Annotated in this window: 11 protein-coding genes; 4 read left to right on the forward strand and 7 right to left on the reverse strand. The window is 59.8% G+C overall.

Annotation, left to right across the window (positions count from 1 at the left end; all coding sequences use genetic code 11):
• Window positions 1–49: 49 nt before the first annotated feature.
• The 3 genes from TU80_RS09555 to TU80_RS09565 form a co-directional block, all read right to left on the reverse strand.
• The gene (locus TU80_RS09555) at window positions 50–805 is read right to left on the reverse strand and encodes a DeoR/GlpR family transcriptional regulator (RefSeq protein ID WP_017844613.1); all 756 of its coding nucleotides are present in this window, start codon (window positions 803–805) and stop codon (window positions 50–52) included.
• A 95-nt stretch (window positions 806–900) separates the two neighbouring features.
• The gene (gene glpK / locus TU80_RS09560; RefSeq protein ID WP_017844614.1) at window positions 901–2406 is read right to left on the reverse strand and encodes a glycerol kinase GlpK; all 1506 of its coding nucleotides are present in this window, start codon (window positions 2404–2406) and stop codon (window positions 901–903) included.
• 79 nt (window positions 2407–2485) lie between these two features.
• Window positions 2486–3340 (reverse strand): MIP/aquaporin family protein, encoded by an 855-nt coding sequence (locus tag TU80_RS09565; protein ID WP_026139753.1) that lies wholly within the window; start codon window positions 3338–3340, stop codon window positions 2486–2488.
• 327 nt (window positions 3341–3667) lie between these two features.
• On the opposite strand from TU80_RS09565, the gene ybaK reads away from it, so the two are divergent.
• The gene (gene ybaK, locus TU80_RS09570) at window positions 3668–4138 is read left to right on the forward strand and encodes a Cys-tRNA(Pro) deacylase (RefSeq protein WP_017844616.1); all 471 of its coding nucleotides are present in this window, start codon (window positions 3668–3670) and stop codon (window positions 4136–4138) included.
• Window positions 4139–4162: 24 nt separating this feature from the next.
• Here the strand turns inward: ybaK and TU80_RS09575 are convergent, their stop codons facing one another.
• Both TU80_RS09575 and argF read right to left on the reverse strand, forming a co-directional pair.
• Window positions 4163–5272, reverse strand: a complete 1110-nt coding sequence (locus TU80_RS09575; protein ID WP_046384545.1) for an ABC transporter ATP-binding protein — start codon at window positions 5270–5272, stop codon at window positions 4163–4165.
• Window positions 5269–6189, reverse strand: coding sequence for an ornithine carbamoyltransferase (gene argF, locus TU80_RS09580; RefSeq protein WP_026139754.1), 921 nt, complete (start codon window positions 6187–6189; stop codon window positions 5269–5271). The genes TU80_RS09575 and argF overlap by 4 nt, the downstream gene beginning before the upstream one ends.
• Before the next feature lie 433 nt (window positions 6190–6622).
• On the opposite strand from argF, the gene TU80_RS09585 reads away from it, so the two are divergent.
• Complete coding sequence (locus TU80_RS09585; RefSeq protein ID WP_057004347.1) at window positions 6623–8731, forward strand: molybdopterin oxidoreductase family protein; 2109 nt, start codon at window positions 6623–6625, stop codon at window positions 8729–8731.
• A gap of 86 nt (window positions 8732–8817) precedes the next feature.
• Window positions 8818–9156, forward strand: coding sequence for a Grx4 family monothiol glutaredoxin (gene grxD, locus TU80_RS09590; RefSeq protein WP_046384543.1), 339 nt, complete (start codon window positions 8818–8820; stop codon window positions 9154–9156).
• A 171-nt stretch (window positions 9157–9327) separates the two neighbouring features.
• Here the strand turns inward: grxD and bfr are convergent, their stop codons facing one another.
• Complete coding sequence (gene bfr / locus TU80_RS09595; protein ID WP_017844621.1) at window positions 9328–9798, reverse strand: bacterioferritin; 471 nt, start codon at window positions 9796–9798, stop codon at window positions 9328–9330.
• A gap of 201 nt (window positions 9799–9999) precedes the next feature.
• Window positions 10000–10218: a bacterioferritin-associated ferredoxin gene (locus tag TU80_RS09600; RefSeq protein WP_026139755.1), complete on the reverse strand. Its 219-nt coding sequence runs from the start codon at window positions 10216–10218 to the stop codon at window positions 10000–10002.
• A gap of 245 nt (window positions 10219–10463) precedes the next feature.
• Between TU80_RS09600 and TU80_RS09605 the strand changes: the two genes are divergently transcribed.
• Window positions 10464–11066, forward strand: a complete 603-nt coding sequence (locus TU80_RS09605) for a peroxiredoxin (protein WP_017844622.1) — start codon at window positions 10464–10466, stop codon at window positions 11064–11066.
• Window positions 11067–11229 lie beyond the last annotated feature (163 nt).

An 11229-nucleotide genomic window follows, 5' to 3' on the forward strand; every position in this document is an offset into this window, starting at 1 on the left:
ACATCAAAGTGTGGGAGGGGGCTTGCCTCCGATAGCATCAGTGCAGGCGCTAGACGACTTCCAGCCGAACCTTATGCTGGTTCAACAACTGCACCAGCGCCGGCACCGGCTGCTGGTCAGTCACCAGGCAGTCCACCAGGCTGATCGGGCCCAGGCGAATCATGGCATTGCGCCCGAATTTGCTCGAGTCAGCCGCCAGGATCACCTTGCGCGCATTGGCGATGATCGCCTGGGAAACCCGCACTTCCTGGTAGTCGAAGTCGAGCAGGCTACCGTCTTCATCGATACCGCTGATGCCGACCAGGGCGAAATCGACCTTGAACTGGTTGATAAAGTCGACGCTGGCCTGGCCCACCACGCCGCCGTCACGTCGCACACTCCCGCCAGTCAGCAGCACGTCGAAGTCGTCCTTGGCGCTGAGCATGGTGGCGACGTTGAGGTTGTTGGTGATGATTTTCAGGTGATTGTGGTTGAGCAACGCACGGGCGATGGATTCGGTGGTGGTGCCGATGTTGATGAACAGCGAGGCATGGTCGGGGATTTGTGCGGCGATCGCTTCGCCGATGCGCTGTTTCTCGTCGCGCATCTGGTCGGCCCGCATGGCGTATGCGGTGTTTTCGACGCTGGAATCATAGGCTGCGCCGCCGTGGTAGCGGCGCAACAGGTTGGCGTCCGCCAGCTGGTTGATATCGCGGCGGATGGTTTGCGGGGTGACAACGAACAACTGCGCCATTTCCTCGATACTGACGTAGCCGCGTTCGCGGACCAGTTCGAGGATTTGTTGCTGGCGGGGAGGCAGATTCATTGGGCGTCCTTTGGGCTGCCATACAAAAGTGGCCCATGATGACGCAGGAATCTGCTCCCTGCCAGTTACAACCCTAAGTGGTTCCGGCGAAGGGCTTATTCAGCGCCTTCGTGCGGTTCCCAATCACGGGTGCGGCTCACCGCTTTTTGCCAGCCGGCGTAGAGTTTCTCCTTGGCCGCTTCTTCGAGCTGGGGTTCGAATTCGCGCTCGATCACCGCTTTGCCGCGCAATTCCTCCAGGCTGCCCCAGAAGCCGCAGGCCAGGCCCGCCAGGTAGGCGGCGCCGAGTGCTGTGGTTTCGCGCATTTGCGGGCGTTCGACCTGGGTGCCGAGGATATCGGCCTGGAACTGCATCAGGAAGTTGTTGGCCACCGCGCCGCCGTCCACGCGCAGGGATTTAAGGCGTTCGCCGGAGTCCTGCTGCATCGCGTCCAATACGTCGCGGGTCTGGTAGGCAATCGACTCCAGAGCTGCGCGAATAATGTGATCCACGCGCACGCCACGGGTCAGGCCGAACAACGCGCCACGGGCATACGGGTCCCAATACGGCGCGCCCAGGCCGGTGAACGCGGGCACCAGGTACACGCCGTTGCTGTCCTTGACCTTGCCGGCGAAGTATTCGGTGTCGTGGGCGTCGTTGATGATTTTCAGCTCGTCGCGCAGCCACTGTACGGTGGAACCACCGTTGAACACGGCGCCTTCCAGGGCGTAGGCCACTTCGCCACGCGGGCCGCAGGCGATGGTGGTGAGCATGCCGTGCTTGGATTTCACCGCTTTGTCGCCGGTGTTCATCAGCAGGAAGCAACCGGTGCCATAGGTGTTCTTGGCTTGGCCCGGTTCCACGCACATCTGGCCGAACAGCGCGGCCTGCTGGTCACCGGCGATGCCGCCGATGGCAATGCCACTCTTGGTGCGGCCGTAGATTTCCGACGACGATTTCACTTCCGGCAGCATTTCCCGCGGCACATCGAGGATGTCCAGCATCTTCGCGTCCCACTCCAGGGTGTGGATGTTGAAGAGCATGGTGCGCGAGGCGTTGGTGTAGTCGGTGACGTGGGTCTTGCCGCCGGTGAATTTCCAGATCAGCCAGCTGTCGATGGTGCCGAACAGCAGCTCGCCGTTGCGCGCACGTTCGCGGCTGCCTTCGACGTTATCGAGAATCCACTTGAGCTTGGTGCCGGAGAAGTACGGGTCGGTGACCAGGCCGGTGGTATCGCTGATGTATTGCTCGTGGCCATCACGCTTGAGCTGCTGGCAGATCTCGGTGCTGCGGCGGCACTGCCAAACGATGGCGTTGTAGATCGGGCGGCCGGTGACTTTGTCCCAGACCACGGTGGTTTCGCGCTGGTTGGTGATACCGATGGCGGCGACCTGGTCATGGTGCAGGCCGGCCTGGGCCAGGGCTTCGACCATCACCGCGCTCTGGGTCGCGAAGATTTCCATCGGGTCATGTTCGACCCAGCCCGCTTGCGGGTAATGCTGGGCGAACTCACGTTGGGCGGTGCAGACCACGTTGGCGTCACGATCGAAGATGATCGCCCGGGAACTGGTGGTGCCCTGATCGAGGGCAATGATGTAGTTCTTATTCTGAATGTCGGTCATGTCGATTGCCTTGGACGAGAAATAAGGAAGTGGGTAAACCGCCTGGGCCACGAAGGGGCAGGGTGGACCAGGCTGGCTATCAGGAAATGCGGGTGTTGCCGTTGACGGCGCTGTCTTCGGTTTCGGCGACAGCGGGTGCGGCGCTTGGCAGGTGACGGGCAATCAGCCCGCGATACGCTGCAGCCCCCAGGCATGCACCGACAATCGGTGCGAAAATCGGCACCAGGAAGTAGGGAATATCACGCCCGCCAGTAAAGGCCATTTCACCCCAACCGGCGAAAAAGGTCATCAGCTTGGGCCCGAAATCCCGTGCCGGGTTCATCGCAAAGCCGGTCAGCGGGCCCATCGCGCTGCCAATCACCGCGATCAGCAAGCCGATCAGCAGCGGTGCCAACGGGCCGCGTGGCAGGCCGTTGTTATCGTCGGTCAGGGCCATGATCACGCCCATCAGGATCGCGGTGATGACCATTTCCACCAGGAAGGCCTGGGCCGTGCTCAGCAGTGCATGGGGATAAGTCGAGAATACCGAGGCCAATTCCAGGCTGGCCTGGGTGCCGCGCACCAGATGGTGGGTTTGTTCGTAATCGAAAAACAGGTTGCTGTAGAGCGTGTACACCAGGGCCGCGGAGCAGAAGGCGCCGGCGACTTGGGCGAGGATATAGAAGGGCAGTTTGCGCTTGTCGAAATCGGCAAAGAGACACAGGGCGATGCTGACCGCCGGGTTCAGATGTGCCCCGGAGATGCCCGCGCTCAGGTAGATCGCCATGCTCACGCCGATCCCCCAGATGATACTGATTTCCCATAAGCCAAAGCTGGCACCCGCGACCTTGAGCGCAGCGACACAACCGGTACCGAAGAAGATCAGAAGCGCAGTCCCCAGGAATTCGGCCATGCATTGGCTCGAAAGTGAAGGCTGTTGAAGTGCAGTTGTCATGGAAAACCTCAATTTGTTGTTCTTGTCTGGCGTCTGGCCTCAACGGGCCTTGCGCGATTTTCACCGTGTCGAGGATCCCCATCCCGGGCACGGCTTACTGCTGGAATGCTGCGGATGTATTCCTACAGTATTCGGAAACGAAAAAATATAGACAAGAATGACTGCTGTCAAAGGTCGAAAGTGAACTATCAGTCATTTTCGAACTATAGGTTTGATGAATGATCACGCTCGCCACAGTAAGTATTGCCATGAGTGAGGGGCGTACTAGAGCGTTTTGTGTGGGCTTGGCCTAGAATTGGCCATCCGTTTGCCACGCCTGGAGCGTCCATGACCCCCGCATTGGATTTGTTGAAAAAAGTTCGCGCCGAACATCGCATTCACAGTTATGAACACGATCCCAAAGCTGCCTCGTATGGCCTGGAGGCCGCGGAAAAGTTGGGTCTGGACCCGGCGCAGGTGTTCAAGACCTTGCTGGCGAGCAGCGAGAAGGGCGAATTATTGGTGGCGGTGGTGCCGGTCGTCGGAAGTCTGGACTTGAAAGCCCTGGCGCACGCCGCCGGGGTGAAAAAAGTCGAGATGGCCGACCCGGCGGCGGCGCAGCGTTCCACTGGCTATCTGCTGGGTGGGATCAGCCCGTTGGGACAGAAAAAGCGTTTGCGCACCTTTATTGATATTACTGCGCAGCCGTTCCCGACGATTTTTGTCAGCGCCGGGAGACGGGGGTTGGAAGTAGAGCTGTCCGCAGCGGTTCTGGCCGAGCATACCCAGGCCACGTTCGCGCCGATCGGCCGGGCCTGAGTTCGAAGGCTGGAGCGGGGTTCTTCAGTTGGCCGGGCTGTAGCGCCGCACACCCGAATCGGTGTGCGGAATCTGCGCCGCCGTGCTGCCGGAAGCCCGGAACAGCACCAGGTGTTCGACGGCGACGCGGATCCCCACGTCTGCACCGACCTGATGGTCGGCGTGGCTGGGGAAGATCGACTCCAACTGGGCGCCCGTCGGCAGTTGCAGGCGGTACAAGGTCGAGGCGCCGAGGAACGTCTTGCCGACGATCCGCGCTTTCAATGCGCTGTCCGGTGCGTAGACGATGTCGTCCGGGCGCAGCAATACATCCACGGCGCCACCTGCCGGCCAGCTATACGCGCGGTTGCCGCGCAGGTCGCCGAGCTCGGTGCTGACCGATTCCGGCGTACACAATTGGCCACGGATGAAATAGCCCTGGCCGACAAAGCTTGCGACGTAGGGTGTGAGCGGTTCGTGATAGAGGTTGTAGGGCGTATCCCACTGCTCCAGGCGACCTTCCTTGAACACGCCGACGTGGTCACTCACGGCAAATGCTTCTTCCTGGTCATGGGTCACCAGGATCGCACTGGTGCCACGTGCCTTGAGAATGTCGCGCACCTCATGGCTGAGCTTGCGTCGCAGCTCGCCATCGAGGTTGGAGAAGGGTTCGTCGAGCAGCAACAATTGCGGCTCCGGCGCCAAGGCGCGGGCGAGGGCCACGCGTTGTTGCTGACCACCGGACAGCTCGTGAGGAAAACGCTTGCCCAGGTTCTTCAGGTTGACCAGCTCCAGCAATTCGGCGACCACGCGGTCTTTCTGCGGGTGCTTGCGAATGCCAAAGGCGATGTTGTCGGCCACGCTCAGGTGGGGAAACAGCGCGTAGTCCTGGAACACCATGCCGATGCGACGTTTCTCCGGCGCCAGGGTGAACCCAGCACTGGAGATGACTTCGCCGGCCAGGCTGATTTCGCCTTCGTGTACCGGTTCGAACCCTGCGATCGCACGCAGGGTGGTGGTCTTGCCGCACCCCGAGGAGCCGAGCAGGCAACCGATGTCGCCGGCGTTGAGGTGCAGGTTGAGGTTCTGTACCACCCGCTGATCTTGATAGCCGCATGCCAGATTGCGCAGGTTCAGCAGTAATGGCTTGCTCATGCGTGGTGGTACGCCGGTTCGACCAGAAATTCGAGCAGGGCCTTTTGTGCATGCAGACGGTTTTCTGCCTGGTCCCAGGCGACCGAACGCGGGTCGTCGAGCAGATCGAGGCTGATTTCTTCGCCACGGTGGGCAGGCAGGCAGTGCATGAACAGCACGTCCGGCGCGGCCAGGTCGAGCAGGGCGCGGGTGACCTGGAACGGTGCAAACAGCTTCAGGCGCTTGGCGGTTTCGTCTTCCTGGCCCATGGAGGTCCAGACATCGGTGCTTACCAGGTGCGCGCCGACCACCGCGTCTTTTGGATCACGCAGGATCTGCACGCGACCATCGGCTTTGGCCAGGAATTCGGCGGACGGTTCGAAGCCTTCCGGGCAGGCGATGCGCAGGTGGAAGTCGAACTGGATCGCCGCTTCTATATAACTGTTGCACATGTTGTTGCCGTCGCCGATCCAGGCCACGGTCTTGCCCTGGATCGAGCCACGGTGCTCGAGGAAGGTTTGCATGTCGGCCAGCAACTGGCACGGGTGCAGGTCATCGGACAGGCCGTTGATCACCGGTACCCGGGAGTTCGCGGAAAATTCGGTCAGGGTGCTGTGGGCAAAGGTCCGGATCATCACCGCATCGAGCATGCGCGACATGACAATCGCGCAATCGCTGATTGGCTCGCCACGGCCCAGCTGGGTGTCACGCGGCGACAGGAAGATGGCCTGGCCACCCAACTGGATCATGCCGGCCTCGAAGGACAAGCGGGTGCGGGTCGACGACTTCTCGAAAATCATCCCGAGCACGCGGTTTTTCAAAGGCTCGAACAGTACGCCGCGGTTACGCAGGTCTTTAAGCTCAATGCCTCGACGGATCACGCTGACCAGCTCTTCGGGCGTGCAATCCATCAGGGAGAGAAAGTGCCTTGCGCTCATCATTAACTACCTTTTTGCAACAGACCGCAGATACTCAAAGCCTTGTTTATTGTGAAAACGGGCGAGACCTGCGGCGAAAGCCGCACGGGGCGACGAAATAGGGGAAGGCGCGATCTTATAATTAAATGTCGCGTCTTACCAATAGGGCTACGGTGTTTAGGGGTGTTCAGACAGGCGCGAGAGCGCTTTTGAAGACGATTTCCTGACAGCAGCGGGTCATTTGTACACTGGCCCTGCGACCTTTTGCAATCCGCGAGGGCGGGGCCAGGCCAGGCTGCGTCGGTTTCAGGGGCACTTCCGCAGGTTTTGAAACATTTTCTCACGCTTGCCCATGGCCTGGCCTGATGCCCTTCGATTCACGCGACGAACGTTGCTGGTGCCCGCCGCAGTCGCGGCCCATAGTCAGACCAAAGCCCTAATAAAGAGACTGGCCATGACCAAGACTCTCCACCACCGTGCCTGCCATCTGTGCGAAGCCATCTGTGGCCTGACCCTGGAAACCACCCAAGCCGAAGACGGCAGCCTGGCGATCACGTCGATCAAGGGCGACCCACTGGACACCTTCAGTCGCGGGCATATCTGCCCCAAGGCAGTGGCGTTGCAGGATATCCAGAATGACCCGGACCGCCTGCACCAACCCATGTTGCGGGTGGGTAGCGAATGGCAACCGATTGCGTGGGAAGACGCCTTCGCGCTGGTGGCCGAAAAACTGGCGGGCATCCAGGCTCGCTACGGACAGAATTCAGTGGCGGTGTACCAGGGCAATCCCAGCGTGCATAACTACGGGCTGATGACCCACAGTAATTACTTCCTTGGCCTGCTCAAGACACGCAACCGGTTTTCCGCGACGTCGGTCGACCAGTTGCCTCATCACCTCAGCAGCCACCTGATGTACGGCCATGGCCTGTTGTTGCCGATTCCGGATATTGACCACACCGACTTCATGCTGATCCTCGGCGGCAACCCGCTGGCGTCCAACGGCAGCATCATGACCGTGCCCGACGTGGAGAAGCGCCTCAAGGCCATCCAGGCCCGGGGCGGCAAAGTGGTGGTGGTCGACCCGCGGCGCAGCGAGACGGCGGCGATTGCCGATCAGCACCTGTTTGTACGGCCCGGTGGCGACGCCGCGTTGCTGTTCGGACTGCTCAACACGTTGTTTGCCGAAAACCTGACCCGTGCCAGTCACTTGCCAGTCGACGGCCTGGACGACGTGCGCCGCGCAATCGCCGGGTTTACCGCTGAGGCCATGAGCCGCCAGTGCGCGCTGCCTGCCGAGCAGATCCGCCAGCTGGCGCGGGATTTTGCCGCGGCGGACAGGGCCGTGTGTTACGGGCGCATGGGCGTTTCGACCCAGGCATTCGGCACGCTGTGCCATTGGCTGGTGCAATTGATCAATCTGGTCACCGGTAACCTGGATCGTCCAGGCGGCGCCTTGTGTACCACGCCAGCGGTGGACCTGGTGGCCTCCACCTCCGGCGGGCATTTCAATCGTTGGCAGAGCCGTGTGTCGGGGCGTCCGGAGTACGGTGGCGAGTTGCCGGTGTCGGCGTTGGCGGAAGAAATGCTCACCGAAGGTGAAGGACAGATCCGCGCCCTGGTCACCGTGGCCGGCAATCCGGTGCTATCGACGCCGAATGGTCGCCAGTTGGAGCAGGCCCTGGATGAGCTGGAATTCATGGTCAGCGTCGATCTCTACATCAACGAGACGACGCGTTATGCCGACCTGATCCTGCCGTCCACCTCGGCGCTGGAAAACGATCACTACGACACCACCTTCAATATGTTCGCGGTGCGCAATGTCAGCCGTTTCAATCGTGCGATCCTGCCCAAGCCTGACGGCGCGCTGCACGACTGGGAGATCTTCGTCGGCCTGGCCAAGGCGTTTGCCGCGCACACCGGGGTTGCGCTCAAGCCGACCCTGCCACCGGCGCAGATGATTGATTTCGGCCTGCGCGCCGGCGTGTATGGCGATGCTTCCAGCCACCAATTGTCGGTGGCAATGCTCGCCGAACACCCCCACGGCGTGGACCTGGGGCCCCTGACGCCCAATCTCGCCGCGCGCCTGAAAACCGCGAATGGCCGGGTACAGGCCGCGCCGGCCGTGATTCTGGCGGACCTCGCGCGCTTCGCGGCGCAACCGCTGCCACCGGCCGACGAATTGCTGTTGATCGGCCGCCGCCATGTGCGCAGCAACAATTCCTGGATGCATAACTATCACCGCCTGGTGAAGGGCAAGCCCCGGCACCAACTGCTCATGCATCCGGAGGATCTGGCCCGCCGCCAATTGAGCGACGGGCAGCGGGTGAAGGTCAGTTCGCGCATCGGCATGATCGAGGTCGAGGTCGCGGCCAGCCTGGACATGATGCCTGGCGTGGTCAGCCTGCCGCATGGTTGGGGCCACGGGCGTCCGGGCGTGCAGATGACGATCGCCAGCCGTCAACCGGGTGCCAGCGCGAACGACCTGACCGACGAGCGGCAGTTGGATGAGTTGTCGGGCAATGCCGCGCTGAACGGCGTGCCGGTCCACGTAGCTGCGGCATAAGGTCTCCGAGCACCACGCTGGGATTTTGCGTTACAATGCGCCACCGTGCCGACCTGTGAGTCGCAAAGTTCCAGCCGAGGTGTTCCATGGATATCATCGAAACGATCAAAGAGCAGATTGCCAACAACACCATTCTGCTTTACATGAAGGGCTCTCCCAATGCCCCGCAGTGCGGCTTCTCCGCGAAAGCGTCCCAAGCCATCATGAAATGTGGCGAGAAATTCGCTTATGTGGATATCCTTCAAAACCCGGAAATTCGCGCGAACCTGCCCAAGTACGCTAACTGGCCGACTTTCCCGCAACTGTGGGTAGCCGGTGAGCTGGTCGGCGGCAGCGACATCATCAGTGAAATGTTCGAGAACGGTGAGTTGCAGACGTTGGTCAAAGACGCAGCGGCAAAAGCGGCAGCCCAGACTGAAGCTTGATTGGCCTGCAACAAAAAGCCCCGCTTCTCATACGAGAGCGGGGCTTTTTTGTGCTTCATCTGTAGGAGCGAGCTTGCTCGCGAAGAACGTCAACGATAACGCGGGCCTCCTGATGGAATGCGGGGCCCTTGAGTTTTTCGCGAGCAAACTCGCGCCTACCGTGAATAAGGGTTATTCACCCATCTGCGATTGCAGGTAGTTCTCCAGGCTGACCTTGTCGATCAGGCCCAGTTGGGTTTCCAGCCAGTCGATATGTTCTTCCTGGTCTTCCAGGATATCTTCCAGCAGTTCGCGGCTGCCGAAGTCCTTGGTCACTTCGCAGTGAGCGATGGCGGCCTTGAGCTCGCTGTGGCTCTTGCGTTCGAAGCCCAGGTCGCTGCTGATCATTTCGTGGGTGTGCTCGCCGATGTTCAGCTTGCCCAGGTCCTGTACGTTCGGCAGGCCTTCCAGGAACAGGATGCGCTTGATCAGGGCATCGGCGTCCTTCATGGCTTTGATCGATTCCTTGTACTCACGCTTGCCCAGCTTTTCCAGGCCCCAATCGTCATACATGCGTGCATGCAGAAAGTACTGATTGATCGCGACCAGTTCATTGCCAAGGATTTTGTTGAGTTGCTGGATGACTGAGATGTCGCCTTTCATGATTGGGGTCCTGCCCTTTATTCGCGGTATATAAGCAGGAGTCTGCGTGGCGAGCCCCTGAGTGTCAAACCTAAGTTATTGAATAATAAATGAAAATTAATCTGAATAAGAATGTTTATGTTCCGCGTCTTGGCCCTAACTAATTGAATTGCGGGCATAAAAAAGCCGGACACTAAGTCCGGCTCTTTAAAATACGTTGATTCAGGCGTGTGTAAATTCTGCTGAATAGGGCAGCGCGACCTGAGCTGTTTGCAGCTGCGTCAGGGTTTCCCGTACCACTTGCTTGGCGAGGCAAGCACATTTGCCGCATTGGCTGGCAACGCCGGTCGTTTCACGCACTTCCTTGTAGCTGCAGCAACCTTCGTAGATTGCTTCGCGGATTTGTCCGTCGGTGACGCCAGTGCAGAGGCAGACATACATAAGGGAGAACCATCGCGGGTTTAAGGCTTAAGTGCGATGGATCTTAATGTTAACGAGAATGATTGTCAAAGTAGTTTTGCCGTGCTGGGCCGCGACTTTGCCTGTGCGCTGACGAACGGTTTTTTCAGTGTATGATGGTCGGTCTTCACGAAGCGTGACTGCGTCACAGGCTTGTCGCTTATGCGCGGCAGACTCGAGGCCGGTCCTTTTACTTCAATCGTCACCCCTGCATCAGGAGATATCCAATGAGCGTACTCGTCGGCAAACAAGCCCCGGATTTCGACGTACCTGCCGTTCTCGGCACTGGCGAAATCGTTGACAGCTTCAAGCTGTCTGAAGCCATCAAAGGCAAATACGGCCTGGTGTTCTTCTACCCGCTGGACTTCACTTTCGTCTGCCCTTCGGAGCTGATCGCTCTGGACCACCGCATGGACGATTTCAAGGCGCGTAACGTTGAAGTGGTCGCGGTTTCCATCGACTCCCATTTCACCCACAACGCCTGGCGCAACACTGCCATCAACGATGGCGGCATCGGCAAAGTCAAATACACCATGGCTGCCGACATGAAGCACGACATCGCCAAGGCCTACGACGTTGAGTCCGAAGGCGGCGTGGCGTTCCGTGGCGCTTTCCTGATCGATGACAAGGGCGTTGTGCGCTCGCAGATCATCAACGACCTGCCGCTGGGCCGTAACATGGAAGAGCTGATCCGTCTGGTCGACGCGCTGCAATTCCACGAAGAGCACGGCGAAGTCTGCCCTGCCAACTGGAAAAAAGGCGACAAAGGCATGAACGCTTCGCCAGAAGGCGTTGCAGCCTACCTGACCGAGAACGCCGGCAAGCTGTAAGCCTCGTTTGCGGTAAAAAAAACCGGCCTGAGAAGGCCGGTTAATGAGATGGTCACCCCCAACACCCTGTGAGGGCTACGCTTTCACGGGGTGTTTTGTTTTCGGAGGCCATCATCATGAGCGAGTCAGCACTGATCGGTATCGATCTCGGCAAACATACTTT

It is taken from the genome of Pseudomonas veronii (assembly GCF_001439695.1).
GTDB classification, from domain to species: domain Bacteria; phylum Pseudomonadota; class Gammaproteobacteria; order Pseudomonadales; family Pseudomonadaceae; genus Aquipseudomonas; species Aquipseudomonas veronii.